This window comes from Pseudarthrobacter sp. CC12, assembly GCF_039907755.1.
GTDB classification, from domain to species: domain Bacteria; phylum Actinomycetota; class Actinomycetes; order Actinomycetales; family Micrococcaceae; genus Arthrobacter; species Arthrobacter niigatensis.
The window spans coordinates 1-938 of sequence record NZ_JARDJH010000095.1; the positions used below are offsets into that span (position 1 = coordinate 1).

Genomic DNA, 938 nt, shown 5'->3' on the forward strand with positions numbered 1-938 from the left:
ACCACGATGGAGTGGGTGTCGTTTTTGAAGTAGCGGCGGGCTGCTGCGCGGGTGTCGGAGAAGCCGAAGCCGTCGGCGCCGAGGGTGGCGTATTCGTTGGGGATGAATTGCCGGATCTGGTCGGGGACGGCTTTCATGTAGTCCGAGACGGCGACGATGGGGCCGGTGGCGCCTTCGAGTTGCTGGGTGACGAAGGGGACGCGGGCGGGTTGGCCGGGGTTGAGGAAGGCTTCTTCTTCGGCGGCGAGGCCGTCGCGGCGCAGTTCGTTCCAGGAGGTCACGGACCAGACGTCGGCGGAGACGTTCCAGTCGTCGGCGAGGACGCGTTGGGCTTCGATGGCCCAGGGCACGGAGACGCCGGAGGCGAGGATCTGGGTGCGGGGACCGTCGATCTTGGCCGGGGCGAGGAGGTAGATGCCCTTGATGACGCCTTCGACGTCGAGGTTCTCGGGTTCTGCGGGCTGGATGATGGGTTCGTTGTACACGGTGAGGTAGTACATGACGTTTTTGTCCGTGGAGTCCGGCCCGTACATCCGTTCCAGGCCGGAGCGGACGATGTGTCCGATTTCGTAGCCATAGGCGGGGTCGTAGGTGAGGACGGCGGGGTTGGTAGAGGCCAGGAGGGGGGAGTGGCCGTCGGCGTGCTGGAGGCCTTCGCCGGTGAGCGTGGTCCGTCCTGCGGTGGCGCCGATGATGAAGCCGCGGGTCATTTGGTCGCCGGCGGCCCAGAAGGCGTCGCCGGTGCGTTGGAAGCCGAACATGGAGTAGAACACGTAGACCGGGACCAGGGGGGCGCCATGGGTGGCGTAGGAGGTTCCGGCGGCGGTGAAGGCTGCCACGGCGCCGGCTTCGTTGATGCCGGGGTGGATCAGCTGCCCGGCGGGGGATTCCTTGTAGGCCAGGACCAGGTCCCGGTCCACCGACAGGTAGTTCTGCCC

1 pseudogene is annotated in these 938 nt (G+C 66.7%); it reads right to left on the minus strand.

The window, feature by feature from the left end:
• Window positions 1-938, minus strand: a pseudogene (locus tag PV772_RS23000) (pyruvate dehydrogenase (acetyl-transferring), homodimeric type); the annotation flags it as partial.